Genomic DNA, 25,849 nt, shown 5'->3' with positions numbered 1-25,849 from the left:
TGTTTCCCCTCGCTGCGCTTACTTGATGTTGGACGACATGAACCGCGTGTCTTCGTTGATTTCCGTAACGATCTTCAGCATCACGTCGCTGTTGTTGCACGCGGTCTGCTTGACGAGATAGTCGCCGCGCAACTGCTTGATACGGTCCTTTTCGTCGTCGGTGAGATCGAAGCCGGTCGAGGTCTGAATCAGATTGGCGCCCTTGTACAGCACTTCGCCCATATGCGAGGCGACACAATCCACGATGTGCGGCGCAAGCCTTTGCGCGATCGCAACGCGGGTATTCGGATTCGACGTTTTCGACAGCAGCGCGGCCAGAGGCACGCCCGCCTGCTTCATGAACTGAACCTGTGCAGTCGTGAAGCTTGTCGACGTACCGCTGTTGACCTGACCGACGATGGAGGAGCCGGACACACCGTTGGCCGGGTCAGCCTGGCCGAACAGCATCGTATTAACCCAACCTTCGATGCCCTGATAGTTGAACGACACCACCTGCATCTGCGTACAGATCTGTGCGTCAATGCCGCCTGCGATGCTGCCGCTCGGGTTCACGCATCGGTAGAGCGACAAGGGGGTGCTCGGACGCAGCGAGCCCGTGCCGCCGCCCTTCACAATGTCGTCGAGGGTGATCAATGCCGGGCCCGAACAGGTAACCTGGCCGATGCTGTTGCCGGACGGCGTGGAGCTGCTGACGCCTTGCCCGCTCTGGTTCAGGCTGTTACACGGGACTGCATCGATGTTGTACCCGAGCAGCGCATACAGAATCTGGTTGTTCAGACTGTTCGGATTCGTCGCGTCGTCGCTGCTGCCGTCAACGTTCGGAAGTCCCGCGAGGCCCATGATCGACGATGCGCCGGAGGACACGACTGTCTTCACCAGCGAGTTGCCACTCTTCGGATTGTTCGCCGACTGCTGCTTGAGGAACGAGTTCGCATTCGACAGGTAACTCGTGAGGCCGGAGAAGGCGTCACTGAGCATGCCCGAATCCGTACTGGCGATGTTGCCGTCACCGTTGACCGCGTTGGACAGCGCCGCGGCCGCAGGGTCGACGATGAGATGGGCGAGCTGGCAGGAATTCTTAGCGAGATTGTTCAGGTTCTGCAGCAGCGTCTGGAACTCGGTGATCAGCGCGTCCAGTGACGGTGAGATCGCCTTGATAGCGGCCTTGAATGCGAGGCCCGCCGCATTCGCGGCTACCTGCCGGAAGATCTGGATCAGCTGCTGACCGTTGATGAAGCTGAACGAGCCTCCATAGAGATCGATGCCACCACACCCGGCATCAATCCGAGGCGGGTCGAAGGTGATGAGGTTCACCGACTGGATCGGCGCACGCATCGAGAAACCACCCATGAACACACCCACCCGATCCTTGGTAGTCAGCACGCCAGGCGCCGTCGAATTACTCATGACCATCGAGCCGAGGTCAGCGAAAATCCCTGCAAACGCGAACATCGGCGCAAGCGCGAGCACAATGGCCACCAGAATATGTTTTATACGCATGGGCGACTCCTTAATACTGCTTGAGCAGATATGGTTGCAGGGTTTCCTTGAATGAACCCGGTTTGCTTGGGTCCAGCCGCAGGTTGTTCAGGTCTTGCGTGCTCGCTACGCCGCGGTCCCAGACGTTCAGGTCTCGCATGACGTCCGCACTGAGCAACTGCGTGTCATGACCCGCAAATGCGATTTGCTTGACCAGTTCGTCCTCGGCGTAAAACCCTTGCGAGACGATCAGGTACTTGTTCGGGTCCACGGGCCCGTTATAGGCGCGGGGGTGCGGGACGAAGACAATCGACGGCGTCAGCTTCAGCCCGAGCTTATGGAACATGCCGTTGTCCTGCATGATGCTGCCCGTGAATCCCTTGGGACGGGTACCATCGAGCGAGATCACCAGATACTCGACGTTGTAGCCACGCCGGAGCATGTCGAGAATCGGTAGCTGCATGGCGCAGAAGCGGCAGGAGCCGTCAACAAATACAACGAGGCCACCGATCTTCGACAGCTCCTCGACGGCCTTCTGTTGCGCCTGATAGTCGGCGTTCCGGACGGAGCGTGCGCCAATCGACGCATACGGAACGCGATTGTTCTCGTCCAGAACCGGGTCTTCGTGAAGAACCCGGACCACTGCCTCCGAAAAGCGTTGCGCCTTGTCGAAAATCACACGCTTGGCATACATGTAGTCGGAGACATTCGCATCCGTCGGATTGTTGATCGCCCGCTCTTCCAGTTGGGGGTAGATCTTGCGGAGGAATTCCACCGTGACGGCCTGCTTGCCATCCGATGCCGGAGCAGAGGCTGGCGCGGGGGCGCGAGCGGCGGGTGCTGCGGCGACGGGCGGCGGTGCAGAAGCCGGGGCTGCAGGTGTCACGTATGGCTGATAGTTCAGAAACGCGTCGCCATACGCGTCGCCTCGCGGAGACACCGCCTGGGCCAAGGCACAAGTGGTTGTGAGCAAATACGCGAGCGCACAGCTGAATCGAATGATGTGGAATCGGCGAACCATACTGGTCGTTCAGAAGAGACGGTAAGCGAAGCCTGCGACCCGGCCTGCGTCGAGGTAGCCCCAATAGCGCGAGTCATTCGAGAGGGGATGAACACCAACCATGAAAAACTCCCCGGGCGGAATGATCTCGTCGCGCTCGAATTCTTTTTCACCACGGTGGTAGAAGCGCGCGAGCGGGAAACCTTGCACCACTGTCTTTCCGTTGATCTGGACCTTGCCGTCGCGAATCGTCACGCGATCGCCGGGCACGCCCGCAACCTGCTTGAGGATGAAGCGTTCCTTGAAGCCGGCCAACGCGCCAGACGGCGTCCAGAACAGCAGATCGCCGTCGTGGACCGCTGCGGGAGCACGGTGTACCAGCAGCGCTAGATGCAGGTCGGGAAGGCAGCGCTCGTTTTGCGGGTCAAAACCGATCGTGATGATCGGCTTGCTCCAGAACCCCCACGCAATGAGCAGCACCCCAAGGAAGAACATGAGGAACTTTCCGCGATCGTAGGCCGGCGCTTCTGCGCTTGCTGCTGCGTCGTGGATCATTGACGGGCACCCGCTGCACTCGCGCTAGCAGTCGCTTCCGCCGGCGCAGGGGACGCAACGTCGGGTTTCTGCACAGGAAGATGCACGGCAGTGCGCAGCTCGTTCGTGATGTCGATCGTGTCAGCCGGCAGGGCGTCGAGGGTTATATCGCCCTGATCATTGCGGCTGGTATTAACCACCACGAAGCCAGCCTTTTCGTACCGCTGGATCACCCCACGGATCGGCACGGCGACCTGCTGCTTCAATTTCTCTTGGGACGCAGACGGATCATTGAGGGCGGCCTCGAGGATGACCGCGCTCTTCTCGGCCACCGCAATGCGCGGAGCCGGTTTGGCCGTCTGGTGTCCCATGAGGTAGACCGCAAGCGACAGCATCATCACGACGGAGTACGGCACCGAGCCCGCTGTCATAAGTCCTTTCATTACTGCAGCTCCTTTATCTCGTTGATGACTTCGTTCGGTGTGAGTCCATCGTGATCGGTGCACATTGCGAGGATCTTGCGGAACCACTCGGTGCGGCGGGCTTTCTTGTCGCCCATCACTTTCCGGACTGCGTCGAGCACGTCCATGCCTTCATCCATGAGTTGCAGCACGACGTCGCGATCGTCACCTTCAGAACTGAAGAGCGTTGCAGTGAACTTGTCCACATAGAGACGGACAACTTCGTACGTTTTGTCGCCCATGATCAGGGACTCGCTCCAGAATCCCTTTCTCGATTCAACGCTTCGCAACAGGCGGTTGAAATACGGATCGTCGGCGAATGCCGTCATGACCTTCTGCGCGATCACCGCGTCGATTTCTTCAGGTTCCTGCTCCATGATTACCTTCCACGCCGATTGCCGGAGGATCACGGCGCCGGCCGGGAAGCCGGCGATCTTCAGCAGCGACTGGACGATGATCCAGACCGCGAGCTTTTCTTTCCGGCCCTTCAGATAGAGCCCTTCCATCGCGGCTGCGGCCGCCGGAACCTGGAACAGGTCCTGCGCCTCGTCGACATAGATGCGCTTCCGGCCGGGAATGGTCCTGACGCGCGACATCAGGACGTTCAGGCAGCAGAACAGCACAACGCGCTTGAGGTGGTCGTCATCGCCGAGGCTCGCCAGTTCAAACACCGTGAACTGGGAGCGGGGATTCAGCGTGCTTGGACCGCGGAAGTACGGGCCGCGAGTTGGCGATTCCACGAACGCCTTCAGGCGCGGAATGAGGTTGGCAGCGGCCGTGATGACTTGGTTCTTGATCGGATTCGACTGAGCCTGCTCGACCATCTTTTCGAGGCAGTCGATGACAGTGGAGGTTTCGGCCTTGTTGCCCTCCTTGCCCCAAGCCGCCTTGACCGCTTCGTTCGCGGCAATCCGGGCGCCGGAGTCGGGCGTCTCGCCGTCGTACGCCATCATGATATGCAGGGACGTAATCGTTTCCTGCTGGGCGTCGAAATCGTCGTCAGACAGGCCAGTGAACGGCGTCAGCGACGGTCGATAGCCATCGGGCCCGCCAAACTCGTTAAACTCGCCTCCGACTGAGCGACAGAATTTTTTGGAGCTTTTGCCGTTGTCGAAGAGCATGACGAAATCGCCCTGAGCCAGGTCGCACTCGATCATGTACTGCAGATTGAACGACTTGCCGGCACCGGATTTCGCGGCGAGCACACCGTTGTAGTTGGAATTGCTGACGTACGGATCAAAGTAGTGCATAGACCCGCGTCGCGTAAGGTACGCAGCGCCCGTCACCGGGTATGAAGCGTTGACGTTACCGAGATAGTCGCCGTAGACGGGAAGCAGGCACCCCACTTCGGAGCTGGCCATCACGGCCTCGCCGTCGACATTGTTGGCGATTGCGGACGAGAAGTTCAGGGGCAGAATCTGCGAGAGTCGAACCAGCCCGGTGCCAAGTACCGCACGGGCGTCGAAGCCGAGCTTGTCCAGAGTGCCCTTCACCGTCGCAGTCGCGCGCACCACCTCCTCGCGCTTGCGGCCGAACAGAAACACGTTGGTCGAGGCGTACACGAACTTCTGGCCGTCTTCAGCGACCTGGCGCTTCAGCTCAAGCAGATCCGCGAGCTTTGCCTGGGTGTCTTCGACACCGAGCTTGATCGGAAAGTTTTGTGCAGTGGTCCGCGACTTGATGGCGCTTTCCATGCGAGTCCACTCCTTGCGCTGGCTGGCGACCCGCACCGTCGTGGACAGGATGTAGGCGGTTTCGATACGCTGGCCGCCGCCCTCTTTCGTCGGCCCCTTGTTAAAGGGCGCTCCGCTGACCAGATTCATGATGCCGTGGAACGGCTCAACCGGGTAGCTCTTGGTGGTCACGACCGAGCAGTAGGTGTCCTCGTTGATGACGCCAATTTTCGAGTCCGAGAAATCGAAACTTTGATCGGGCCCGTAGATCTGGTACTTCAGATCGATCATCTGGTCGAGCTGGACTTCGCCATGCTCGTTGAAGATGTCTGTGAACTGCCGGTAGGTGCCCACGACCTGACCGGGCGTAAGTTTTTGCGCGTCCCGGAAGCCGCAGTCGCGCACGTTGGTCAGGAATTCGGTCTGCAGGTTTTCGGCCTGTTCGATGACCTCGGCGTCAGCCTTGCGGCAAGGCACCGCGAGCGAGATATACACCGTACGCTTGTTGATCATGCCCATGTCGGCAAGCGTGCCGGTGCGAAGGCCTTGCTCATACAGCCTGCGCTGCCTGTTGACCAGGTCGGTAACAACATAGCCGCCATTCACCTTGCCCTTGGCAAACGCGGCTGGAGCATGGTGGTCAGGTTGAACCAGAAGGCTGACCGTGATCACCGAGTCGTCGGGGACCGCCTTGAATACGTTTTGCACGACGGTACTGAATTCGCCGCCGCCGCCGGCAAGGGGACTCATACGGTAGACCGCGCCGATATACGGCTTCTCTCCGCCCGCGGCCTTGCTGATCAGAAGATGCGAATCAGGGGTATAGGTTTCGAGGTTAATGATGTCGCTCGCACGTTTGGTGCGGCTTTGCGTGATCTTGGCAGTCAAGATGAATCTCTCTGTCGGCGTCAGCGGAACGCGGCGCGACCGGATGGACGCGCCGCGATTTCTCCTACGAGGTGTCGCGATAGGGTCAGTGCGCGAGATCGACCGTTTCCAGCTGATGTGCCGTCGACGCATAGCCCGGGCCCGTCGCCGTTGCAACGGTCTGGACAAGAGACGGTCCGATCAGCGCAGTCGCCAGAATGCCCAGCACAACGGTCAGGTTGCGGTATCCACCGCCATGCGCGAGTTGCCAGATCGTTACGATCAGCGAGAGCAGCACGAGCGCCATGACGAGCGTACTGCCGAGCATCGTCTGGACGGTCGAAACAAGCGTGTCCCACGCACTTGCGGCCAGCGCCGTACCACCGTTGAGTGCGCCAACGGAAACAAGCATCGCCCCCATCGTAAGCACCATCACGGCTACGGGCCGGAACGAGCGTGCCGGTGCGTGAGCGTGAGTCAAGACAGCATTTTGTTTCATGGTTTTCCTCTACTTTTACTGTGGCATTGAAGACGGCAAGGAATTGCCTGGGCTACTTTCACCAGCCGATGCTTGCGGTCCTGGCTGGATGAAATCGGTGCGCTGGGACGTGTCGGGCTGCGAGGGCTTCGCGGCCTCGAGCGCCTTGCTGTCCGCAGGCTTGTGTGGGTAGACGCCGCGCGCGGCGCCGGCGGGGTTGCCCCCATCGAATCCTGACCAGTGCGAGCCAACGATCTCCTTGTAGACGGTGGTGTCACTGGTCAGCATGTCGTTGCCGTCCACGAAATGCTTGATCCACGTCCGCTGGATAACGGGGCCCTCACGGACCGGCATGCCGTCAGGCATGCCGTCTACGGCAACCGTGCGAACCGTTCCTGGAGTCGCCGATCCCTGAACGGCCGGACCGCCAGAGCCCATAACGACCGGCTCGCCCGAACCAGAGCGAATCGGGGAGGCCGCCGTATTGCGCTGGCCGACCGGCGCGATGTCGGTCGCCTTGTCGTACTGGCTGAAGTTCAGCTCGGAGTCGAAGCGGCTGGGCGGCAACTCGCCGTTTGTCGAAGCCTCAACAGCCTTGAAGCTGTGGCAGTAGATGCTCGACGGGTCCTGCTTGCGATTGCAGTCGTACGAGTTAGACCCGATCGGATTAAAGGCGGCTGGGCAGCCCGATAGGACCGGCACAGCGCAAACGGAAATGGCGATCACCGCAAGTTTGCTTTTAAGGTTGCTCATTGGACTGCTTCCTTGTTGACCAATCGTTTCTTCAACACGAGGTTTTCTTTGAGAATCCAGGTCACACGGGTGCCTGCCGTGACTTCGACGACCGGAAAGGTCTCCTTGGCAAAGTTCAGATAGAACTGCGACAGCTCAGTTGCCGCGTGATTGATGCCCTGGCCTACTGCCGTGCCCGCCAGATAGCTCGGGCTCGGATAGGTGTAGCTCTGCTCCGAGCCGCTGCCGACGTTCGTGTTGTAGCTGGGCACCGCGCTCGGCGCGAGCGCAGCGCCAAGGCCTGCAGCCATACCCGTCAACGCGGCCTGCATCAGCATCGCACCCTGCTTGTTGACCACTTTCCCCGCCAGGCCCAGCGTGCCGTCAACGTCGAGCGCATAGGCCTTCATGGGCGCTTCGTACACGTCACCGTTCTTGAAGATGCAGCTGATGTGATCGGCGATTCCATAGGCCCGCTCGGCGGATAGCACGGCAGTCGCGGAGCCGCCGACGAAGCAGTTCGCAAGATCACTGGCCTTCCACGAATTGGGCATGATCGCCATGCCCTTGACGCGCGAAACGAACGGCGCGCCAACGTCGAGCGCGGATGTCACGCTTCCGGCAGCTCCTCCACCGTTCGAGCCGCTGGGTCGCGCGTTGATCCCAGAGAGCATGACGGCCTCGATGCCCGTGTACATCGGCAGCACCAGATCGGGGCGCTTGTCGTCATCGCTGCTGGATCGGGCAGGGACCGGGTCGGCGATCATCGTCGGACGTGCCGGCGGCAGGTTCGCCACCTGGGGCGCAGGCGCTGCGGCATCTGCGCTCGCTGTCACGCCGGACGCGTCAATGGGCCGTGCCTTGGCGCGCGAGCCCGGTTGGTCGAAGCTCACCGCTTCCGGCAGGTCCTTGCCGAGCGGATTCGAACCCTGGCTGTCGGTGGCGGGCGTCGTCGGCGCGGGGGCACTCGCCTTGAACGGCGTGTTGACGACCCCAGGCGCGGGATTTCCACCCTGCTGCCGCTGGAGTGCCGCGAGCTGCGACTTCAGGCTCTCGATGTCCGTCACGACGTTCTCGAGTCCCTGATTGCGCGGCGAGGACGGCAGCACGTTGCCCACGACACCCGTAAACGTGGGAGCCGATGCCCCGGTTGCGGGAGCTGCAGCGGGGGTCGGCATCGCCACGGTCTGTGCGGGTAACGCTGCACTCGTCGAGGTCTGCGGCGGGCGACGCGTGAAGTGGTTGTACGTGATAAATGCCGTGCCGAGCACGGTCACCGCGATCAGCAGGTAACGGAACCCAGGCTGCATGTCGTTCCATTCCTGCTTCTTCTGGTCGAGCCATTGCCATTCAAGTGCCATGCTCACTGCTCCTCACGCTTGCGGGCCAGCACAAAGACCCGGGCTCTTTCGCCAGGCTGCAGCAACGGCTTCGGATAGATGGAAACCGCAAGCACGTTGGGGCCGTCGAATTCCTGTTCCCGCAGTTGTGCAATCGTCTGACGCGGATTCCTCACCGTGTAGACCCAAACGTCCCCTTCCTGACCGCTGTAGCGCGTGTCGGCCGTCACGGTTAATCCATCCATCCCAATCGGCGGCAGGTTCACGTCGACCTGCGAAAAGCCGTTCGGCGACTCGCCGAGCGCGACGGACGCCATCAGGTCCTGAACGTGGGTGACGTAATCGCTGCTGTCACCTGTTTTTGGCTTGTGGCTCGCAGTAATGCCGGTATCGTCCGCAACGAGGATCGTCTGCCCCGGGATGGTCTTCGGAACAATCTCGAGCCCAAGGGCTTGACCACCACCACCCGGCGGCTCGATATAGATCTGTCGCGGCTGCGCGTCCTCAGGACGATTGACGTTCCAGTACACGTACAGGTTGTTGCTCTCCGGGCGATGGTCGACCGTCACATCGCTCATCCGCACGATGTACGGGTTCTTGAACGGAAGCACGATGCGGTTCGGTTCGGTCACACTGAGATAGACGGTCTTCGATCCCTGATTGGTCCACGAGACCTTTTGTGAGCGCGTCGGATCGTCCATGCCCAGCTTCTCCCCCGGCACGTGCAGTACACCGGGCAAGTCGATTTCTTTGGCGGGCGTCGCCTTCACAGCGATTGCCGAATCGACCGTCAGCGCGTTGCGCGCGGCTTTGCTTTTTACATGTGCGACCACCTTTTTCCGGGTCGGTGCCGCACCTTGCGCGCCGGCGGACGGAAAAGGCGTCGAACTGGAAACTGCGCCAGTCGGTTGGCCGAAATCAACCGTGGCCGGCGCGCTGTCAGCGCGTGAGGCAAACGGGAGCGAGAGCCCAAGGCTGGCCAACAGCAGCGCGGGCAGGTAGCGTGTGGTGGTCTTCATTTCTTTTGTTGAGCCTTGATCCATTCGGAGTTATGTGCCTTGTCACCGGAATAAGCGATCGCGTCGTCGAGGATCATCTGGTAGTTGGCAAAATGCACCGGAAACTCGAAGACCCACGGCTCAGCTGTATCTCTTGCCGCGTTGACCGTGTGAACGTCGCCAAGCACGAATACCCTACCCAGCTTGTCGTCCGCCTCGAAACGCTTGAGGATGAAGTAGTAGCTGCCCAGCTCGTGCTGGATGCTGAGCGTTGCTACCTTGCTGTCAATGGCCTGGCTAACCTTCGTGTAGGCAGCGGCGGAGAAAAACGGCTGTACAAACTTCTTGATGCTTTCACCGGTGCTCGGATTAACAGAAGCAAGCGCCGAAGCTACGGCATAGGCGGTCGCCTGTTGCGCGCCGACGTCCATGCCGTTTCGCTCGATCTTCGCGCCATCGGGCATGCCGGGAACACGGTTCACAACAATTTCCGACATGAAGACGACCTTGCCGACGCACAGCAGTACTGCCGCGGCGAGACACAGCACTACGATCATGAGGAAGTCATTCTTCTTTCGGAGTTCCGCGACTGACTTGTTTCGGTTCGGAAGGTCCATATCGTTGTTGCCCTATTCAGTGACTTGTTGTTCGGAATCAGCGACGTCCTGCTTGCGCATCATCTGAGATAGAAGACGGTCCGAGGCGGGGTTGATCACCGTGGCATCCCCGACATACACCGTTCGCTGCGACTTGAACCCTTTCGAAAACCCTCGCAGCCCGAAGCGGTAAAGCCAGACCAGAATGAAACCAGGCAGTCGGGTGCTACGCCATTCGATGTACTTCTTGTTCGCGTGATAGCCGACGAACGGAATACCCAGATACGCGCCAGTTCCGTAGATCTTTCCTGCCACTAGCGCAACGAACACGCTGACGATGAGGATGTATGTGTCTTTGAACTCAACGCCTAGAAACGCGCTTTCAGCGCCGCCATATTTTGGAATGCGGAAGGTCTTATTCGACACGTCGATCTCCAGCGAACCAGCAGACGAGGTGTTGCTGCCAGTCCGAAGCAGACGCAAACGCTGATTGCGGGACACACGTTCTGTCGCCAACGAGAACGACCTTGGGCCAGTTGAGCTTCGGCGCCGCGCGTCGACTGACGTGCTTCGTTCTCGCCCGCGCATTCGCCGCCGCCATCGCCTCGCGTTGGAGTTCCCGAGTACGCCAGAGTGCGGCCTCTTCCACAGAGCTGAACAGGTCATAGTTCTGGCGAGGAGCCTGCCCCAGCATGAATCGCTGCGTGCCGCGTCCGTCGTCAGCCGGCTTGGACGAGTACACATATTCGCCGCCATTCGCCGGCGCAACGACCACAGCGCCCGACACGTACCGACCCTGCTGGACGTACGTGACGCCGTCCGATGCTGGTGCCGAAAACGCCGGCACGCACACGACGGCTAACCCCGAAAGAATCATTTTGGACTTTGTCATACATTTATTTTAATCACTAGGAAGACTGATCACAATTAGTATTTATCGCCGTAGGCCGAGTAATAAACGCGGCTCGCCGCGTCCCTCGCGGCAGGCAGTTTCGATGTCTGCGCGACGAACTTCAGTGCCTGGGCGAGACTGATCTCGCCCGCGACTTTTGAGTACTCGCGAGGGTCGTCACTTTCGCCGTGAGCAACGACAAACGTCGGTGCTGCAGTGACGTGATAGCGCCGGGTCAGAACGGGATCGATGATCCAATGGGCAGGCTTCTTTCCACAGCAGGCGCTGCTGATCTGCGCGGCATACTTCTGGGTCGCAGTCAGCGTGCCGTTTTCGTCCGAAAAGCCGGTGAGCACAATCACAGCACCCGCCTGACTGGCCTCGCGGGCCAGCTCGATCACGGAGGCCTGTGGCATCCTCGTGGAGACGAATACCAGCGTGTTCCACGGTGCGGTCATCGAATCGACAAGCGACGGTTGTTCAGCGTGGGTCGAAGCCGCACAGCACAGCATGATGGTTGCGAGCAGTCTTTTCATTTGCTCTCCTTTACTGAGCGACCGTGTAGGTTGCGCAGCAGTCCTTGCGCTGGAAGAGAAAGTACCCGTAGTCCTTGTCCTGCGGACGGGACGCGCCGATCTCCTGAAACGCAAGAGGCCGACCGATCGGCGTGCACATGTTGTCGGGAAACGGAAACGTCCGGTTCGTCTTGTACTGCCGCTTGTCCATGATCAGTTGCGGCACGCCAAGGGCGCCGCATGACTGAAGAGCGTCCTGACCAGCTGTCGACTGCTGCGCCCCGGCTGCGTGCAGCTTTGCAAACAAGCGTGCGATCATCAGATGCGAAACCTGCTCCTGCGTGTTCGCAACAGCGACGTTGCCGTCCAGCGGATACATCGGGCCCCAGGCCCCAGCAACCCAGAAGAGGATTTCCGAGGGAAAGCCGAAGGTGGCCGATATCGCGTCGGGCAGCTCGGCCGCAACACTTGGAACGCCTGCAAACGGATACGCATACGGCGTCAGCATTAGCGACAGCGAGTCATCGTTCCATGTCGGATCTGCCCAGCTGAGGAAAGGTACGTCGAAAGAGCGGTTGTCCAGACACGGGTTGTTCACCACCACGCCGATCGCCGACATGACTGGATTGATGTACTCATTGACCTGTACGAAGGCCGACTTTCGCTTGCCGTTTAGATGCGCCGTCGTGTAGTTCTCCGTTCCGTACTCGTCGGAGTTGTACGGCGTGTTGATGTCGATTCCTCCGAGCAGGGGCATGCAGCCGGGCTTTGTCGTGGTATCGACCATGTAGCGCGGCTCCCAGAATGAGACCGGTGAACCCACCGACAGGTTGTTGGCGCAGACGCAGACCGGAAAAGAACTCGCGCCTGTGTCGTAGTCCTGAGAGGAAACGCCGAGGTTGATGAACCCCCCCATGATGGAAATCGGAAATATGCAGTCGTAGCAGACGTCGTTAATGAGATTGGGAAAACTGCCGTTGCAGATCTGCTGTGCCTGGGCGCCGCCCGACAGGCTGAACGCCAGTACGATCGCAATCCAGAATCGCGAGAGAAGTCTCATTTCATATCTCCCATACCGAACTGGACGGCGAGCTTGTCACCCTGCTGGAATAGCGCAGCCGGAACGCTGGCAATCTGGATGCCATACAGCTTTGCGAGCGTGCTGATGATGATCTTGCGTTGGTCGAAATAGAAAGGCACGCCCTTCTCACCGCGCCACGGGACGTTCTGATACTTGATGCGCATCAGGTACGGCGAGCCGGCCGTGAGCACGATCTTCATCGGTTCCCGCTGGCTACGCCGGATTGCGTACTCCACTTGCTTTGGATCGGTTCCGTCGATGAACAGCAGGCCAGACGTCAACGGCATAACTTTCAACGGTTCGACAACCGTGCCACGTTTGACGATCACGTTTCCGTTCTGGTCTTTATAGTCCGACGGAATCACAAACCGAAGGTCGTGCAACTCCGTGCGCGTCGTGTAGTCGCTTCTGACGCCGAGCGACGGCGGGTTTTTGATCGACGCAATCACCTTGTCCCGGTAGTTTTTCCAGAACGTGTCCATCTCGCCGCTCTGCTGCTTGTGACGCATGACGTCCTTGATCTGCTCCGTGGCGTCGCGATCGAGCGCGTAGGTTTGCGCTTTCACGCCGAGGTCTTCGGCACAAGCAAGCTGCGCAGTGGCCGCGAGTGCGAACACAACGCATTGCAAAAATCTTCTGTTCATTTGTCCACCACCATTGTTGGTCGCGTCGGCCTCGCTTGCGTCTCGATCCGGGCGGCTCGAGGAAACACAGGCTCGCTCTCCGGGTTCATCAACCGCTCGTATTGCTGCTGGACGAGGCGCGCGTATTCGAGCCGTGCCTTTTCGTTGCCGGGTGCGATGCCCGCGCCATATGCGCCGACCGCACGCCAGGTATTGCCATACATGCGGATAAAGTCGGAGAGCAGGAAAGTGCCCACATTGATGTTCGTGCAGCCGTCTAGCAGATCGTCACGATTGATGCCATATCGCTTCAGCCAGTTCAGGTGAAACGGCATGATCTGCATCACCCCCATCGCGCCCGTGGTCGTGTTGACCGCTCCTGGCCGATAGCGCGATTCCACGTGACCGATTGCAAGCAACAGCTTCACGCTGATGTGCCGACGCTGCGCCGCGTGCTCGAAGCATGCCCGCAGGTCAGCGTCAGCTCGCGCGGATTGGCAGATACCCAGCGCGATCACGAGCGTGACGAAGGCCCGGATCATCACGCGTACTTGCTCAAGCCCCTTCGGGCCAGCCAACGCCCGAAGGAAATCAGCCCGAGAACCAGTTCGATCACCACCGCAGCGAAAATCACGTAGAACGATGCAGCGATGATTAGTGGCCCCAACGGACCGAGGTCGCCAGCTGTCAGCATCATGAAAACAGCCGTGGCGATTAGCGTGACGACGCCGGCATGGAGCGCCGTGTAGCGACCGGGCGCGGCAACGGCGCTAAGAAGGCGAAATTTCAGGGTGCTCATTTGGATGCCGTCAGGTTTGCGTGAGACTGCGTCAGTTGCGCCTCGATACGGGCCGTGGGGGTCAGGCCGGGCACCAGCGTTCCGTCTTCGAAAATCAGGGCCGGCGTGCCGTTGATACTCCACTTCTCACCGAACGCAAGATTGCGGGCGATGGGGTTCTCGCACGTCGGCTGATCGGGTTGACGGCGCGAATGCAGGTAATCGCGCCACGAAGAAATCAGGCGCGCCGATCGCTTTTTGTAGTCCGCTTCGGGGTCCGCATCGAGCGGCGGGCCGGAGAAACCGTCACGCGCAAGGTCTTGATATTTGGCCCACGCGGCCGCCCGATCCGACTGACACCAGACGGCTTCCGATACGCCGGGTGCGTTCGGGTGCAACTGCGCGAGGGGGAACGGGAAGATATAGACCGTAACGTCCTTGAGCTGGGTGAGTTCGCCATCGAGCCGACGGCAGTAAGGACAGTCGGGGTCGGAGAAGACATAGAGCTTTCGCGAGCCGCTACCGAAGCGGATCGCATCCTTCAGGTTCAGTTGTGCCACATCAATCTTCGGCCGGTTCGCCTGTTCGAGCGCCTGCGTCAGGTTCTGCTTGGTTCGCAGGTCGATGACGTTCCCGGTGATCAGCACGGAGAAGTCGTCGCGCACGAAGAAGACTTCGCTGCCCTTGACGACCGACCAGAAGCCGGGAATCGAAGGCTGGATCTTGGCACCCTGAGCGGCCGGAAAGCGCTTGACAAGCTCCTCGGGGAAACCGGCGTGAGCGAGTGCCGCGTAGCCCGCGATAACGAGCGCGGCGGTGAGTTTGGAAATGCTTCGCATGAGTCTGTTGCTCCGGTTGGTGCCGTTATCGGCGATCGAACTTTCAGACGGTTCGGTTGATACGACAGAAATCCATCTGCGGTGTGCGGCGTCGGAGCGTGGCATGCAGGTGCGCGGCGCAAGGCTGTGAAAACCACGCCAGCATGTACCGACACAATTCATGACGGTCCCCGATCCCCGTAACGGCGATGGCTTAGGACAGGTAGTTATTGAGGACGACGCAGCCGTAAACGACGATCAGTACGGCGAGGCACAGGCCGTACTCCAGCTCATACATTCCTTTGTGCGCTCGCCAGTAGAGATAGCCGATGGCGAGCAAAAGCAGAAATGCGGCCTTGATCAGCGTCAACTCGTAGGCAAAGCTGATCCACTGGGAAATCCAGTTAAGGAGCTTGTTCGACTCATGCCGACCATGCGGTGCGGTGAGCGTGCTGTGCCAGTCGAGCAGCTGAAGAATCGCAACGACGCCGAGAAGAACTGGCGTTCGGTTGCGAAAGATGGCGTTGGGATGGTCGGTCCTCATTACGTCCCCGTAGTGTGCGCGCCGTTTTGTGTAAAAAACTGAATCAGGCGACGGGGTGATTATAATTTAGTTTTTCTGGCGATGCACGACCTTCCGTTGTGCACTACCAACCATGTCATAGCTTTTCGTCGGGGCCGTTAACCGTTGTAATTTCAACACGTTGCGGCAAGGCATCGAGTGCGGATCGCCGGGAAGATCTGAAGACGTTTTGCCAACCGTGACAAACGAATTAAAATCACGGATGCAGGTTAACAAAATCAAATTATGCGGGGTGTGAGATGGAGCTTGAAAACATCCGGTACGTCAATTTCGACGAACCGGACCGGCGCCGCGTACAGGAGCGGGCGATAGAGTCGGCAAGGTCCGCGCCGGAGAAGTACATCGAGGCCTACAAAAGCGATGTCCGGTCGTTCGAGGGACGGTACGTTGCGGCAGATCTCTTCAAGGAGACGTTCCCGGAGTTCAGCGCGTCGCGGGAGGCGCGAAACCGATACAACCAGCCGGTGCACAACACGGCGGCGGTTCTGTCTTCCGCCCTCTTCACCGAAAACCTCCAGGGGAAGCGCGAAGCGGGCCGTGACACGGTGTATTTCCTGACCGGCTCTCCAGGGGCCGGCAAAACGTCGCTGATGCTCAAGGAAAACAGACTGCCGCAGGATGCCGTGATGGTTTTTGAGGGGCAGATGTCGAGCTTCGACACCAGCCGCGACAAGATCCAGAAGGTGCTTGATGCCGGTTACCGGGCGCATATTATGGTCGTACATCCCAAGGTCGAAGATGCGCTCGACAAGACGCTGCAGCGGTTCTACGAGGAGGGCCGGGGTTCAAGCATCGGAACCATCGCGCGGATCGTCGGTGGCCTGCCCGACTCGCTTTCGCAGCTGAGCGCATACTTCGGAAATAATCTACTTCTCGACATCATTGATGTGCGCGACCGGTCCAACCCGGTCAATCTGCAGGGTTTCGAAAACGTCAACGTCTTGAGATCAGAGGGCAACTATGAACACATCCAGCAACGACTCCAAACCAGAATCGAACAGCAGCGAGACGCCGGACGAATCGACGATGCCGCCTACCGACAGGCAGCCGGACTCCCACCGCGAGATAGCCTCGCAGTGGATTCGCAGCGCCATGAAAGGAGTCAAGGAGATGCACGAGAACGAGGAAGCTCGACAGGACGTAGCGGGCAAGCTGTTCTGACTGCGGATGGCGATGAGCCGACCGGGGCGAAGGCGACCGCGGGAACCCATTTACGTGTCACGAAAGCAAGCGATCTCGATCCCAACATCGTGGTGCGCGGCGAGGTGATCAGGGTCACAGACAAGCACGTGCTCGTGCAAACTGGACGTACGGATGCCGTTGAGTTTGCCCGTTCAGACGTTAGCGGTGCGGTTCGCGTTGGCCAGAGAGTGCAGATGAACTATCAGGAAGTCGATCAGAAGAAGTCGGTCGAGCAGAGTCAGGAAATGACGCCGGGAAAGCAGGAGCAAAGCCGCGGTATAAATGAGCCGTGAACCGAGTAACGTCGGAAGCGCTACCTTGCGTCCTACAAGCACTTAAAAAAACGGGGTTTGGCAATGCAACGCTATGAGATCGACGGACGGCTGTTCGACGAAGACGGTCCCGCACTGCAGGCTGCACTCGGCCGTATCCACCACACGAAGATCCGGCCATTGTGCCTTTGCGTGCGGCCGGGGATTCCAATGTACGTCGCGAAGTCGAACGGTCACTATCTGATCAAGCGAATGCCAGAGTCGGGAGCAGGCCACGCCGCTGATTGTGGGTCGTACGACCCGCCGGCGGAACTCAGTGGGCTCGGCGAGGTACTGGGTCACGCGATCAAGGAAGATATCGAAGACGGAACGACGGCCCTACGGCTTGACTTCGCCCTGAACAAGGTTCCGGGGCGAGCGCCGCCACAGCCCAGCAACAGCGAGCAGGAAAGCATCAAGGGCGAGACTTCGAAGCTCACCATCCGGTCTCTGCTGCATTTTCTGTGGGACGAAGCGCACCTGACGCACTGGAATCCAGCGATGGAGGGCAAGCGCAGCTGGGCCACGATCCACAAGTACCTGGTCCGCGCGGCCCAGGGCAAGTATACAAAAGGACTGCATCTGCCGAGTACGCTTTATGTACCCGAGCCCTTCTACGTCGATCGCAAGGGGGAAATCGCGCAGCGGCGAAGCGCGCTCATCGCCTCTGCCGAGAGCGCTGGCAGGACGGGACAGAAGCTCTTCATTGTTGTCGGCGAGATCAAGGAAGTGACCGCAGCACGCTACGGAAAGAAGGTCATCCTGAAGCAGGTTCCAGATTTTCCGTTCATGTTGAGCAGCGATCTGAACAAGCGGCTCGAAAAGGTCTACAAGGACGAGGTCAGTCTCTGGAACGCATTCCCCGAAATTCACCTCGTCATGATCGCGACGTTTAGCGTGGGCGGTGCCGGCATTGCAGACATCGAAGAAATGGCCCTGATGCTTGCCAACGAGCACTGGCTGCCGTTTTCGAACGTCGACGAAAAAAACCTGCTGGACAGCCTCGTTACGAACGGACGACGGTTCGTTAAAGGTCTCCGCTACAATCTCCCGTCCTCACGGCCACTCGCTTCGGTGATCCTTAGCGACACGTCGGAGAAACACACCGCGGTGTATATGATCCCGGGCAACGCGTCCGACGGCTTTATGGCGGCCCTTGGCGAGCTGCTGGAAAACGACCGGCTCAACCATGTGCAATGGGCAGCCGGCGATGCAATGCCCGATCTATCCCAGGCCGTCCCGCACGCTTTCAATACCGCAGAATGACACTGAAGCTGCTTTCGCATGCGAAACGATCTCTCTTCGTTTCCACGCCAGCCGCAGCCGCGGCGACACTCGCAGCTGGCATGATGATGCTCCCTCTTTACGGCCACACTCAGACGATCCATTTCGGGGTGTTCGACGGTCGCAACTATGCTCCAGCGCAGCTGCCTCTGGCCGCGCGGTCGCCGGTCCAGAACGAGTCACCGAAACTGGATCGCGGGGTCTATCTGGTGCCCCGGTCAGCGGACGGGCAGTACCACCTCGCCGGCTGGATCAACGGTTACCCGGTCGTATTCCTGGTCGACACAGGCGCCACTGTTTCGGCAATTCCGCTGCACGAGGCGCGTAATGCAGGGATTCGCGCTGGCCAGCAGGTTGTCGTTTCTACCGCTAACGGTATGGCAACCAGTTGGACGAGCAAGGCCAACATCCTCAGCTTCGGCGGCTTTACGGTCAGCGACGTCGACGTGCAGGTCGTCGAGCACCTGCAGTTCCCCCTGCTGGGAATGAACGTACTCAACCGTTTCCAGATTGGATACGCCAACGGTTATATGACGTTGAAAATCGCGCAGTGAATAATGCTGCGCGCCCCTCGGCCGACTCATGGTGACCTCGCTCGCGCTAGTCCAGCATCTGCCTGTTAAATCGATGCTGGCATATCTTTGCCCGGCAGCGATCATCGCGCTGCTTCTAGCGCGCTGGGGTCGTGCCAACCTCGCCTTCGCATTGGTGGCGCTCCCGGGTACGATCGCACACGAACTGCTGCATTTCATCGTCGGATTTCTTACGCTGGCGCGACCGGTACGCTTGTCCCTATGGCCCCATCGCGCAGCGGACGGTTCCTAGTAAGCGGTCCGTTGTCGGCGTCCTTCCCGCGCGATGAGTGATAGGCGATGCTGGTGTCCACTTCAACTTTCAAGTGGACACTACCCATGGCAGAGGACAGGAATCTGAAGGAGCGGCTGGTAAGGGGCTTTGAGCGTGATGGCAAGCGCCGTTGCTTTGACGAACAGGCCAAGCGTGAGCTGGTGCTGGCCTGTCTGCGACCAGGGGTGTCCGTCGCCGGGATGGCGCTGGAATACGGCCTGAACGCCAACCTGTTGCGTAAATGGATTCGTCAGTATCAAAGCGATGCTACCAGTGAGGGGGCGCCGAACGGCGTGGCCAAGGCAATGCCGACGTTCATCCCGGTTGTTCAGCCGGGACATGCCGATGTTACGGCATGCGAGGCTCATGCGGCACCGGTTGCGCTCGCACGGCAGGCGCAACGCGTCACGCTGCCGTCGCAACTGATTGCCGAACTGCCTAACGGTGTCAAGCTCATCCTTGAATGTGCCGGCGACGATTCAAGCCTGGTGATGACGATGATCGAGACGCTGGGAAGGTGCCATGTTCCGGTTCGACGCTGATCTGAAGGTTTACGTTCACCGCGATGCCGTCGATTTCCGCAAGGGCATTACGGGCCTTTCGACGATCGTGGAGCAGGCACTGGGACTCGATCCGTTCGCACGGGCGGTCTACGTGTTCCGCAACCGGCGTGCCGATCGCCTGAAGCTTCTGCTATGGGAGCGTAACGGGTTCTGGTTGATGCTGCGCCGCCTGGAGGCTGACCGCTTTGCCTGGCCGCGCAGCGAACCAGTACTGGAACTGAGCGTCGAGCAACTGCATTGGCTGCTGGAGGGCATTGATCTGACAGCGATGCGCAAGCACCCGGCGCGATACTATGCACGCGTGAGCTGAGGAGGATGTATCGCTGTCGCGCGAGCGCGGCGCGCGCACAACAATTTGCGCGGTGACGTAAACCCATTTCGCAGCGCAAGCCGGTATGGTTGTGGCATGAACCGCATTTTGATCACCGCCGCAGAACTCGCTGCCCTCATCGCCGAACGCGATGCGATGCTCGCCGAGCGCGACGCGCTGCGTGGCGAACTGCGGGTCACGAAGGTCGAGCGTGATTTGCTCAAGGAACAGCTGAAGGCATTCGAGCGACGGCTGTTCGGGGCGAAGAGCGAAGCACGCAGCGAGGCCCAGCGGGACCTGTTCCTCAATGAAGCGGAAGCGCTGGCTCCGACGACCGCCACGTTACCCGCCCAGGAAGACGACACAGACAGTACGTCGGTGGCAGGCCACAAGCGCGGCAAGCCCGGGCGCAAGCCGCTGGACCCGGCATTGCCACGCAAGGTGATCCGTTACGAGCTCACTGAAGAAGAACGGGTGTGCCAGAACGACGGCAGTGTGCTCGTGGAGATCGGCGTCGAGGTCAGCGAACAGCTGGACATCATCCCGCAGCAGGTTCAGGTGATCCGTCACGAGCGCGTGAAGTACGCATGCCAGCAGTGCGACCAGGGCATGAAGGTGACGCCGGCGCGAGCACGCATCATCCCCAGGGGCCTGTTCACCGAAGCGGCGCTGGCGTGGTTCGTCGTCTCGAAGTATATCGACGGCCTGCCGCTGTACCGGATCGCTGCGCTGCTGCGCCGCTTTGGCGGCGACATCTCGCGAAACACGCTGGCTGCAAGCGTAGTGCGCCTGGGACATTCGGTACAGCCCGTCATCAACCTGATGCGTGATGTGATGCTCGACAGCGAGATCGGGTTCGGCGACGAAACCACCGTGCAGGTTCTCAAGGAGCCAGGGCGCGCACCGCAGACAAAGAGTTACGTCTGGGTCCAGATGAACGGCAGTGGTCCACCCGTGCGCCTGTTTACCTATGCGCCGGGGCGCTCCCAACAGCTTGGTGCGGACGTGTGGGCCGGCATGCGCCATGGCGCCGTGCTGATGACCGACGGGTACAAACCGTATGACACGATCGCGAAGGCTAATGCACTCGTGCATCTTGGTTGCTGGGCGCACTGCAGGAGGTATTTTGTGGAAGCCGAGGCGGCATTGCCCAAAGATGCCCGTGGCCGCCATCAGCCGTCCACCCAGTTTATCTACCTGATCGGCAAGCTCTATGCGGCCGAATCGCATGCCAACAAGAAACCGCACTGGCGAGCGCGCCTGCGCCGCCGCTATAGCCGTGCGGTGCTCACGAAGATCAGGACCCTGCTCGATGAGTACCTGGAAACAACCGCGCCCACAGGGCTGCTGGGCAAGGCCTTGAACTACACGGCGGGACAGTGGCCCAAGCTGATCCGTTACGTCGAGAATCCGGCATGGCCCGTTGACAATAATTTATGTGAGAACATGATCCGCCCGTTTGTCCTGGGGAGAAAGGCATGGCTTTTTTCGGACACCGTAGGAGGTGCAAAGGCCTCGGCAAACCTGTATTCACTCGTCCAGACCTGCGTCGCGAATCGCATCGATATCTACGCGTATCTTGTCGACCTGTTCAAGGCTCTGCCGCTCGCGAAGACCGCAGAGGATTACGAAGCTCTACTTCCTTGGAGACTGGGCAAGGTCCTTTTAGAAAAAAATCGATAGGTCAAGTTGGCGGGCAGGACGTGCTTCACTGACCGCTTACGGTTCCTACGTGTTCGGTGCTGTCGTATTCGCGAACGTGCGGTGGTGGAACGCGGCTCCTGCCAGCCTCGCTCCGCTGCTCGGTTTTGCAATCGCACCTGTCGTCGCATGGCTAAGAGTGCGTCATGGATTCCACCCGTCCGCGTGGGATGCAATGCTGTGGCTATGTCTCGCGCAGCTGCTAATGGCGGCATGGCCGTCCAGCGTCGACTGGCGCTTGTCATTACGGTCGTGGCCGTTTCTTGTGATTGGGACGGCCGGGGCGTTCCTGATCCGCTTTGTACACGGCTGAAACGATTGCTCAGGCGCTCGCCTTCCGCCCTAGTCAGAGTCACGTACGAAGCGATCGGGCCATCGCAAGAGGATGACATACCGCGCGATGTACATCATGCCAACGACCGTTGTCATCAGCGCGCCGACCGCTAGCGCGACGGCCAGCTTCCACGCGATAGCAGCCGGTGGCGCTGCCAGGTCTGTAGTCGACACGTCGGGCGCCATGACCAGGCTGATTGCACACAGGACCGAGGCAGTCACCAGCGCGTAGAACATGCGACGCCCTGCACGGCGCTGAGCGGCGACTACCCGATTCATCGCGTCCGTGTCGTGAAGGTCGATTATCCAGACAAGAAGCCCCCGGATTGTTTCCATATCATCTCCCTCGCCGGTCACCGGCTAAGAACACTGCGTCACATTGCGGAAGAGATCGACGGCATCAGCCATTGCGCCGGCCGCGTCCAGCTCGACCTCTCCCCGTCCCATGAGAAGAATTTGTAGCAGCTGGTCGGGAAATCGACGCAGGACGCCATCATCGGCGCGGCATAAGTCACGCTCGTCTTCCCGTACCCATCGACGTACCTCAGTAGGCGTCGCGGTGTTGATGGACCGCAATTCAACACTGTCTTCGTCGGCGCCGAACAGGCGCAAGGCATCTTCCAGTGTCGCCGCGTGCGCCCATTGTTCGGTTGTCCAGGTAGGAGGCGAATGCTGGGGCGGAGTGCCCGCCATCAAGGGGTTCCGGCTGAGCCAGTCGGCAAACATCCAGACCGCGATAGTGTAGGCCTGGTTACCAATGGAGGAGGTGTACATTCTGTGTCGCCGGCGCCATCAGCTGCGCGGAGTCGAGGGCCGCTGCAACATCACCAGCGCGATCGGCGCGCCGGAGACGTCGAGGCCGGCCTTCAGCGTCCCGTCCTTGCCATCCCACTGAACAGTTTCGTTGAGTCCGGCGAAGCCGGCCGCTGAGTCGGGCTTGCCCATCTTCTCCGTCAGGCTCGTGACGATCCCGCTAAAAGCCGCAGAGGGAAATTCGATGCCAAAGGAGCTGAGCGTGTACCCGGCCGCCGAATAACTGAACGCGAGCGTCTGCTGAAAGCTCGTTGCGTTGCCAAGTTGAAGCTGGGCGACGCTTCGAGTGCCGTCGGCGCCGAGCGTTGACCAGGTGCAGAACTTGAGCGTAGTGCTCGGGGGCAGGCGGGCACGCTGATCAAACATAATGTCGCCGTCGCCCAGGCAGTACAAGGATGCGCCGGCAGGGGCTGCGGCCTTGACCTCATCGAGCGACATTCCAGCTCGGACGCCGAGCAGGTCGATATGCTCCGGCTTGCCACAACCAGCCAGCATCAGTGCTGAGGCGCAGGACAGAAGAGTTAAGGCGATTTTCGAGCAGGTGGTCATGCGTTGTTCCATTGTTTGTTTAATCTTTCGTTGAGGAGTGGTTGGCGCTTGCGCAACCCTTTTTACGACGCAATCTTTCGCCGCATCGCTGTCTTGAATTCGGCTGGGCTTTGTTTGTCCGCTGTGAGCCCTCGTTCTGCCAGATACAGAGCGAGTTCCAGTTTTCTCACCCGTTCGGCCAAATCGACATTCTCTCTGGCAAGCCGTTCGGCCCGTCTGACTTCGTCCTGCAATCGCTTTTCATACTGCTCAACCGAGCGAGGTAATGACCGCCGGCGTGCGATGGAGAACAAAACGGCGCGCTCTGCAATCACGTCGGCTTCGTGCTGGAACGCGGACCAGTCTCCCAACTTCGCACCCAGCGACGGCCATCCGTTTCCGGTCGGCCGCAGAATTTCGCGCACGGTGTGCCCATCGGCGTACAGCAGGCCCCACCGCTCCGGCAGATCGGCTACGTCCATCACTTCGGGCAGGCAGAGATAAAACCGATACACACCTAGACCGCCCGATATGCGATGTGGCTTGCGTGAGTCGGCCAGAAAATCGGACCGGGACGCCTTGGCTTCTATCACGGCCGAGCAGTTAGACCTGAAGCCGATAACATCGGCTTGTTCCCGCGTGCCGCTCGTCACAAGCTCGCTCGCGACTACGGCAAACCCCTGCCGCTTCAGCCATTTTTCGCCAAGCGTCACCAGCCGTTTATGGATTTCCCCCGCCATCGTGTTAACCGTGCAGCGCGAAACACACGGCGGCCCGGTGATCCTTGTACTGGGCCATCACGTTGCTTTTTGACAGGGCTTTAGCGATAAGACCTGCTGGGGCGCTGAAATGCAGCTCAAGAGCATCTGCAGCGTCGGCAGCGTGAAAACATGCAGGCTCTTTGGAGACAATATTCCCCTCGGCGTCGTGCATGTCGACCCACATTTCACCGTCTTCGAGATCTTGCCCGTTGTTTGGGAGAGCCCGATCGTCGGCTAATGCTGCCTGCAGCATGCGTTCGCCGTCGACCGGCGAAACTGGAGTCTGCATCACGTCGATCAACTCGCCGTGCACTGCGACCTTGGCGACAAGAGTGAACATCGAACCTCCTTCATGACGGACTTATGATTCAACCAACTTGCGCCTTCGAGCGCTTGCTTCAATCGTCGCAGTTGTGAACCGCACAGGTTGGAAAGTGACACGCGGTTACTTTCGCGACATCCCTGAGCGGTCCCACATCAGACTTTTACCGCGTCGCGCGCGTTACTTGCTGACGCCGGCGCTCGCCAGTTGCTGTTCGACATACTGCGCGAACAGGGCGTGGAGATGCGTCGACGGATTGGTCAGATCGGCGAACATGTACGACTGATCGGCACCAGCAACGGTGTAAAGGGCCGGCGCGCAGAACAGCGACGAGCCGAACGCTTGCGGATTGCTCACGCCAGAGTTGGTCGCATTCTGGACCATCAGCGAAATATTGCAGCCTGTGCCGGTATTGGCAACGGAGAAGCCATTCGCCTGATAGGCAGCGATAACACCGTTTTGCCACCCGAACAGGTCAACCGGAACGACCTTGCCGGCCGGCAAGCCGAAGCTCTGAATCGTCTGACTGACCGCCTGGTTATAGACGGTTGCGAGCGCCGTCAGCAGCTGCTGCCCACTCGAACCGACCTTTGCCCCAAGGGGAGTCTGGCCGAGGTCCGGCACATTGACCACGACGACGTGGCCGGCGCCCGCGGTCGCGATCTGTTGCACCGTCGCAGCGAACTTCTGAGCTACCGGCACGAGAGCGGCGGTTGCTTCCTTCTGCACCGCGCTGGTCAGGTCCATGCCTCCAGCGACATCCGATGCGACCAGGCTCTCGATCGAAGGCTCGAGAAGGAGAATGTCATTCGTGCCGCCGTTCACCAGCACGACCTGGCTGGAGCTGAAGGCTCCATGTGCACTCAGGTAGTTCTGCACCTGCTGCGTGACTGGAACGGTTGTCGCCTGCGCGTAGTCGGCGTTCGGCACCGACGACGCCGCATGCCCTTCGCCGGCCGGGTCCTGCACGCGTGCCCCGCCTTGCGCGTAGCCAAGGCCTGTCGACGCTGCGAGCGGCTGACCAAAGCCGCCAAGATAGGCAGCGCTGAGCGAGCCGCCGAAATATTCCGCGACCTTCTGCGTCCAGACTTCGCCCGGATTCGTGGTAAAGCGGCCCCCGCCAAAACTCGCGGTGATGACCGGCGCGTATGTACCTACATCCGACAGCTCGTCGCCGAACGATACGATTTGAACGTTTGCGCTGGCCTGCGCATTCGACGCCGCGGAGGTATTGCCACCGCCACCGCCGCCGCCGCACGCCGCGAGTGCCGCGAACGCCAGCGTCGCGAGCGCGTATTGCGCGGTCCGCTTGATCGTGGTGATGTCGTTTGCAAAGATGGCCGTATTCTTCGTCTTCATTATTTGGTTCCTCGGTCTGTTAATCGATGCGTTGTGGGTCGCTTGCTGTTGGTATCGCGAGCCACCACCTGTTTGGGCCGCTTGGCCG

Annotated in this window: 30 protein-coding genes; 6 read left to right on the top strand and 24 right to left on the bottom strand. The window is 60.0% G+C overall.

The window, feature by feature from the left end:
- Positions 1 to 18 precede the first annotated feature (18 nt).
- The 18 genes from LY284_RS37610 to LY284_RS37525 all read right to left on the bottom strand — a co-directional run bounded on the left by LY284_RS37610 (position 19) and on the right by LY284_RS37525 (position 15,409).
- Positions 19 to 1,500 carry a conjugal transfer protein TraH gene (locus LY284_RS37610; RefSeq protein ID WP_033536757.1) on the bottom strand — a complete coding sequence of 494 codons (1,482 nt, stop codon included), beginning with the start codon at positions 1,498 to 1,500 and terminating at the stop codon, positions 19 to 21.
- Between the two features lie 10 nt (positions 1,501 to 1,510).
- Entirely contained in the window at positions 1,511 to 2,431 is a 921-nt protein-coding gene (gene traF / locus LY284_RS37605) for a conjugal transfer protein TraF (RefSeq protein ID WP_233392244.1), read from the bottom strand.
- A gap of 78 nt (positions 2,432 to 2,509) precedes the next feature.
- Positions 2,510 to 3,034, bottom strand: coding sequence for a signal peptidase I (gene lepB / locus LY284_RS37600; RefSeq protein WP_051996779.1), 525 nt, complete (start codon positions 3,032 to 3,034; stop codon positions 2,510 to 2,512).
- On the bottom strand, positions 3,031 to 3,456 hold the full coding sequence (locus tag LY284_RS37595) for a hypothetical protein (RefSeq protein WP_033536758.1): 426 nt from the start codon (positions 3,454 to 3,456) through the stop codon (positions 3,031 to 3,033). The genes lepB and LY284_RS37595 overlap by 4 nt, the downstream gene beginning before the upstream one ends.
- Positions 3,456 to 6,035, bottom strand: a complete 2,580-nt coding sequence (locus LY284_RS37590; protein WP_033536759.1) for a TraC family protein — start codon at positions 6,033 to 6,035, stop codon at positions 3,456 to 3,458. The genes LY284_RS37595 and LY284_RS37590 overlap by 1 nt, the downstream gene beginning before the upstream one ends.
- Positions 6,036 to 6,120: 85 nt before the next feature.
- Positions 6,121 to 6,426 (bottom strand): hypothetical protein, encoded by a 306-nt coding sequence (locus tag LY284_RS37585; RefSeq protein ID WP_233392242.1) that lies wholly within the window; start codon positions 6,424 to 6,426, stop codon positions 6,121 to 6,123.
- Between the two features lie 102 nt (positions 6,427 to 6,528).
- The gene (locus LY284_RS37580) at positions 6,529 to 7,245 is read right to left on the bottom strand and encodes a TraV family lipoprotein (protein ID WP_144403768.1); all 717 of its coding nucleotides are present in this window, start codon (positions 7,243 to 7,245) and stop codon (positions 6,529 to 6,531) included.
- Positions 7,242 to 8,585 (bottom strand): TraB/VirB10 family protein, encoded by a 1,344-nt coding sequence (locus LY284_RS37575; RefSeq protein WP_033536761.1) that lies wholly within the window; start codon positions 8,583 to 8,585, stop codon positions 7,242 to 7,244. The genes LY284_RS37580 and LY284_RS37575 overlap by 4 nt, the downstream gene beginning before the upstream one ends.
- A 2-nt stretch (positions 8,586 to 8,587) precedes the next feature.
- Positions 8,588 to 9,583: a type-F conjugative transfer system secretin TraK gene (locus tag LY284_RS37570; protein WP_233392240.1), complete on the bottom strand. Its 996-nt coding sequence runs from the start codon at positions 9,581 to 9,583 to the stop codon at positions 8,588 to 8,590.
- Positions 9,580 to 10,179: a TraE/TraK family type IV conjugative transfer system protein gene (locus LY284_RS37565; RefSeq protein ID WP_033536763.1), complete on the bottom strand. Its 600-nt coding sequence runs from the start codon at positions 10,177 to 10,179 to the stop codon at positions 9,580 to 9,582. Before LY284_RS37565 ends, LY284_RS37570 begins: the two co-directional genes overlap by 4 nt.
- Positions 10,180 to 10,191: 12 nt before the next feature.
- Positions 10,192 to 10,659 (bottom strand): hypothetical protein, encoded by a 468-nt coding sequence (locus LY284_RS37560; protein WP_233392238.1) that lies wholly within the window; start codon positions 10,657 to 10,659, stop codon positions 10,192 to 10,194.
- 426 nt (positions 10,660 to 11,085) lie between these two features.
- Complete coding sequence (locus LY284_RS37555; protein ID WP_033536766.1) at positions 11,086 to 11,586, bottom strand: TrbC family F-type conjugative pilus assembly protein; 501 nt, start codon at positions 11,584 to 11,586, stop codon at positions 11,086 to 11,088.
- Positions 11,587 to 11,596: 10 nt separating this feature from the next.
- A complete protein-coding gene (locus LY284_RS37550; RefSeq protein ID WP_033536767.1) occupies positions 11,597 to 12,625 on the bottom strand; it encodes a TraU family protein in 1,029 nt (342 codons plus the stop codon).
- On the bottom strand, positions 12,622 to 13,263 hold the full coding sequence (locus LY284_RS37545) for a conjugal transfer protein (protein ID WP_233392236.1): 642 nt from the start codon (positions 13,261 to 13,263) through the stop codon (positions 12,622 to 12,624). Before LY284_RS37545 ends, LY284_RS37550 begins: the two co-directional genes overlap by 4 nt.
- Before the next feature lie 23 nt (positions 13,264 to 13,286).
- A complete protein-coding gene (locus LY284_RS37540; RefSeq protein WP_233392233.1) occupies positions 13,287 to 13,787 on the bottom strand; it encodes a lytic transglycosylase domain-containing protein in 501 nt (166 codons plus the stop codon).
- A gap of 23 nt (positions 13,788 to 13,810) precedes the next feature.
- Positions 13,811 to 14,068 (bottom strand): hypothetical protein, encoded by a 258-nt coding sequence (locus LY284_RS37535; RefSeq protein ID WP_033536770.1) that lies wholly within the window; start codon positions 14,066 to 14,068, stop codon positions 13,811 to 13,813.
- Entirely contained in the window at positions 14,065 to 14,991 is a 927-nt protein-coding gene (locus tag LY284_RS37530) for a DsbC family protein (RefSeq protein ID WP_233392231.1), read from the bottom strand. The genes LY284_RS37535 and LY284_RS37530 overlap by 4 nt, the downstream gene beginning before the upstream one ends.
- A gap of 88 nt (positions 14,992 to 15,079) precedes the next feature.
- A complete protein-coding gene (locus LY284_RS37525) occupies positions 15,080 to 15,409 on the bottom strand; it encodes a DUF5658 family protein (RefSeq protein WP_033536832.1) in 330 nt (109 codons plus the stop codon).
- 278 nt (positions 15,410 to 15,687) lie between these two features.
- On the opposite strand from LY284_RS37525, the gene LY284_RS37520 reads away from it, so the two are divergent.
- The 6 genes from LY284_RS37520 to LY284_RS37495 all read left to right on the top strand — a co-directional run bounded on the left by LY284_RS37520 (position 15,688) and on the right by LY284_RS37495 (position 21,627).
- Positions 15,688 to 16,923 (top strand): zeta toxin family protein, encoded by a 1,236-nt coding sequence (locus LY284_RS37520; protein ID WP_081851911.1) that lies wholly within the window; start codon positions 15,688 to 15,690, stop codon positions 16,921 to 16,923.
- Positions 16,924 to 16,986: 63 nt separating this feature from the next.
- Positions 16,987 to 18,207, top strand: coding sequence for a DUF1173 domain-containing protein (locus tag LY284_RS37515; RefSeq protein ID WP_051996776.1), 1,221 nt, complete (start codon positions 16,987 to 16,989; stop codon positions 18,205 to 18,207).
- The gene (locus LY284_RS37510; protein WP_051996774.1) at positions 18,204 to 18,779 is read left to right on the top strand and encodes a TIGR02281 family clan AA aspartic protease; all 576 of its coding nucleotides are present in this window, start codon (positions 18,204 to 18,206) and stop codon (positions 18,777 to 18,779) included. The genes LY284_RS37515 and LY284_RS37510 overlap by 4 nt, the downstream gene beginning before the upstream one ends.
- Positions 18,780 to 19,097: 318 nt before the next feature.
- Positions 19,098 to 19,613 carry a transposase gene (locus LY284_RS37505; protein ID WP_080443120.1) on the top strand — a complete coding sequence of 172 codons (516 nt, stop codon included), beginning with the start codon at positions 19,098 to 19,100 and terminating at the stop codon, positions 19,611 to 19,613.
- Positions 19,594 to 19,944 carry an IS66 family insertion sequence element accessory protein TnpB gene (gene tnpB / locus LY284_RS37500; RefSeq protein WP_012250655.1) on the top strand — a complete coding sequence of 117 codons (351 nt, stop codon included), beginning with the start codon at positions 19,594 to 19,596 and terminating at the stop codon, positions 19,942 to 19,944. Before LY284_RS37505 ends, tnpB begins: the two co-directional genes overlap by 20 nt.
- Positions 19,945 to 20,040: 96 nt before the next feature.
- A complete protein-coding gene (locus tag LY284_RS37495) occupies positions 20,041 to 21,627 on the top strand; it encodes an IS66 family transposase (protein WP_060734303.1) in 1,587 nt (528 codons plus the stop codon).
- Between the two features lie 360 nt (positions 21,628 to 21,987).
- Here the strand turns inward: LY284_RS37495 and LY284_RS37490 are convergent, their stop codons facing one another.
- The 6 genes from LY284_RS37490 to LY284_RS37465 all read right to left on the bottom strand — a co-directional run bounded on the left by LY284_RS37490 (position 21,988) and on the right by LY284_RS37465 (position 25,761).
- Complete coding sequence (locus LY284_RS37490; RefSeq protein ID WP_034473960.1) at positions 21,988 to 22,314, bottom strand: hypothetical protein; 327 nt, start codon at positions 22,312 to 22,314, stop codon at positions 21,988 to 21,990.
- A gap of 24 nt (positions 22,315 to 22,338) precedes the next feature.
- Positions 22,339 to 22,752, bottom strand: a complete 414-nt coding sequence (locus LY284_RS37485; RefSeq protein ID WP_033536773.1) for a hypothetical protein — start codon at positions 22,750 to 22,752, stop codon at positions 22,339 to 22,341.
- 18 nt (positions 22,753 to 22,770) lie between these two features.
- Positions 22,771 to 23,340, bottom strand: coding sequence for a hypothetical protein (locus LY284_RS37480; protein WP_144403769.1), 570 nt, complete (start codon positions 23,338 to 23,340; stop codon positions 22,771 to 22,773).
- 62 nt (positions 23,341 to 23,402) lie between these two features.
- Positions 23,403 to 24,059, bottom strand: a complete 657-nt coding sequence (locus LY284_RS37475; protein ID WP_033536775.1) for a hypothetical protein — start codon at positions 24,057 to 24,059, stop codon at positions 23,403 to 23,405.
- 4 nt (positions 24,060 to 24,063) lie between these two features.
- Positions 24,064 to 24,420 (bottom strand): hypothetical protein, encoded by a 357-nt coding sequence (locus LY284_RS37470; protein ID WP_033536776.1) that lies wholly within the window; start codon positions 24,418 to 24,420, stop codon positions 24,064 to 24,066.
- Positions 24,421 to 24,582: 162 nt separating this feature from the next.
- On the bottom strand, positions 24,583 to 25,761 hold the full coding sequence (locus LY284_RS37465; RefSeq protein WP_051996772.1) for an SGNH/GDSL hydrolase family protein: 1,179 nt from the start codon (positions 25,759 to 25,761) through the stop codon (positions 24,583 to 24,585).
- Positions 25,762 to 25,849 lie beyond the last annotated feature (88 nt).

This window comes from Caballeronia sp. PC1 (genome assembly GCF_021353155.1).
Lineage (GTDB): Bacteria > Pseudomonadota > Gammaproteobacteria > Burkholderiales > Burkholderiaceae > Caballeronia > Caballeronia cordobensis.
Note: the sequence above shows the minus strand (reverse complement) of the source record. Positions and strands in the feature narration are given on the sequence as shown.

What these genes read in the sequence shown, in the direction of transcription:
- LY284_RS37610 (WP_033536757.1), bottom strand. Translation starts at nt 1,500, where the DNA reads ATGCGTATAAAACATATTCTGGTGGCCATTGTGCTCGCGCTTGCGCCG.
- lepB (WP_051996779.1), bottom strand. Translation starts at nt 3,034, where the DNA reads ATGATCCACGACGCAGCAGCAAGCGCAGAAGCGCCGGCCTACGATCGC.
- LY284_RS37595 (WP_033536758.1), bottom strand. Translation starts at nt 3,456, where the DNA reads ATGAAAGGACTTATGACAGCGGGCTCGGTGCCGTACTCCGTCGTGATG.
- LY284_RS37585 (WP_233392242.1), bottom strand. Translation starts at nt 6,426, where the DNA reads ATGCTTGTTTCCGTTGGCGCACTCAACGGTGGTACGGCGCTGGCCGCA.
- LY284_RS37580 (WP_144403768.1), bottom strand. Translation starts at nt 7,245, where the DNA reads ATGAGCAACCTTAAAAGCAAACTTGCGGTGATCGCCATTTCCGTTTGC.
- LY284_RS37575 (WP_033536761.1), bottom strand. Translation starts at nt 8,585, where the DNA reads ATGGCACTTGAATGGCAATGGCTCGACCAGAAGAAGCAGGAATGGAAC.
- LY284_RS37570 (WP_233392240.1), bottom strand. Translation starts at nt 9,583, where the DNA reads ATGAAGACCACCACACGCTACCTGCCCGCGCTGCTGTTGGCCAGCCTT.
- LY284_RS37565 (WP_033536763.1), bottom strand. Translation starts at nt 10,179, where the DNA reads ATGGACCTTCCGAACCGAAACAAGTCAGTCGCGGAACTCCGAAAGAAG.
- LY284_RS37555 (WP_033536766.1), bottom strand. Translation starts at nt 11,586, where the DNA reads ATGAAAAGACTGCTCGCAACCATCATGCTGTGCTGTGCGGCTTCGACC.
- LY284_RS37550 (WP_033536767.1), bottom strand. Translation starts at nt 12,625, where the DNA reads ATGAGACTTCTCTCGCGATTCTGGATTGCGATCGTACTGGCGTTCAGC.
- LY284_RS37535 (WP_033536770.1), bottom strand. Translation starts at nt 14,068, where the DNA reads ATGAGCACCCTGAAATTTCGCCTTCTTAGCGCCGTTGCCGCGCCCGGT.
- LY284_RS37530 (WP_233392231.1), bottom strand. Translation starts at nt 14,991, where the DNA reads ATGCCACGCTCCGACGCCGCACACCGCAGATGGATTTCTGTCGTATCA.
- LY284_RS37525 (WP_033536832.1), bottom strand. Translation starts at nt 15,409, where the DNA reads ATGAGGACCGACCATCCCAACGCCATCTTTCGCAACCGAACGCCAGTT.
- LY284_RS37520 (WP_081851911.1), top strand. Translation starts at nt 15,688, where the DNA reads ATGGAGCTTGAAAACATCCGGTACGTCAATTTCGACGAACCGGACCGG.
- LY284_RS37515 (WP_051996776.1), top strand. Translation starts at nt 16,987, where the DNA reads ATGCAACGCTATGAGATCGACGGACGGCTGTTCGACGAAGACGGTCCC.
- LY284_RS37510 (WP_051996774.1), top strand. Translation starts at nt 18,204, where the DNA reads ATGACACTGAAGCTGCTTTCGCATGCGAAACGATCTCTCTTCGTTTCC.
- LY284_RS37505 (WP_080443120.1), top strand. Translation starts at nt 19,098, where the DNA reads ATGCTGGTGTCCACTTCAACTTTCAAGTGGACACTACCCATGGCAGAG.
- tnpB (WP_012250655.1), top strand. Translation starts at nt 19,594, where the DNA reads ATGTTCCGGTTCGACGCTGATCTGAAGGTTTACGTTCACCGCGATGCC.
- LY284_RS37495 (WP_060734303.1), top strand. Translation starts at nt 20,041, where the DNA reads ATGAACCGCATTTTGATCACCGCCGCAGAACTCGCTGCCCTCATCGCC.
- LY284_RS37490 (WP_034473960.1), bottom strand. Translation starts at nt 22,314, where the DNA reads ATGGAAACAATCCGGGGGCTTCTTGTCTGGATAATCGACCTTCACGAC.
- LY284_RS37485 (WP_033536773.1), bottom strand. Translation starts at nt 22,752, where the DNA reads ATGTACACCTCCTCCATTGGTAACCAGGCCTACACTATCGCGGTCTGG.
- LY284_RS37480 (WP_144403769.1), bottom strand. Translation starts at nt 23,340, where the DNA reads ATGACCACCTGCTCGAAAATCGCCTTAACTCTTCTGTCCTGCGCCTCA.
- LY284_RS37475 (WP_033536775.1), bottom strand. Translation starts at nt 24,059, where the DNA reads ATGGCGGGGGAAATCCATAAACGGCTGGTGACGCTTGGCGAAAAATGG.
- LY284_RS37470 (WP_033536776.1), bottom strand. Translation starts at nt 24,420, where the DNA reads ATGTTCACTCTTGTCGCCAAGGTCGCAGTGCACGGCGAGTTGATCGAC.
- LY284_RS37465 (WP_051996772.1), bottom strand. Translation starts at nt 25,761, where the DNA reads ATGAAGACGAAGAATACGGCCATCTTTGCAAACGACATCACCACGATC.